This window comes from Psychrobacter sp. 1Y4, assembly GCF_051847555.1.
Window position 1 is genome coordinate 1 of the sequence record NZ_JBPYDE010001029.1, and the last position, 546, is coordinate 546.

Genomic DNA, 546 nt, shown 5'->3' on the forward strand with positions numbered 1-546 from the left:
ATCTGCTTTAAACCAAAAGCCACGCCGCCAGGACCACCGCCAACGCCGCAAGGCAGATAAACAAACAGCGGATGCTCGTGATCCACCTGAACCCCTTGCTCATCCAGTTGTCGTTTTAGGCGCTCAGCGGCGACACTATAGCCAAGGAACAGATCTTGAGAGTTTTCATCATCGATAAAATGGCAGCGCGGTTTTTGCTCGGCCTCTACTCGCCCTTGTTCAACGGCTTTGCTGTAGTCATCTTGATGCTCGACAACGCGGACGCCCTTGTCACGTAGCAAGTCTTTTTTCCATTGGCGGGCGTCCGCAGACATGTGCACGGTCACTTTAAAGCCAAGCTGCGCACCCATGATGCCGATACTCAAACCAAGATTGCCCGTTGAGCCGACCACGATGCTGTGCGTAGCAAAGACCGCTTTGCAGGCAGCGCTATCGAGAGTTTGATAGTTGTCTTCTACTGTCAAAAGGCCCGAATCAATCGCGACTGACTCTGCATATTTGAGTACTTCATAGACCCCGCCACGCGCTTTAATTGAACCCGAAATA

The 546-nt window shown here is 52.0% G+C and carries 1 protein-coding gene; it reads right to left on the reverse strand.

The genetic code is table 11. The features are described 5' to 3' along the window. The coding region (locus ACS8FC_RS20235) for a D-serine ammonia-lyase (RefSeq protein WP_439298100.1) at window positions 1-546 on the reverse strand (546 nt) is incomplete at both ends.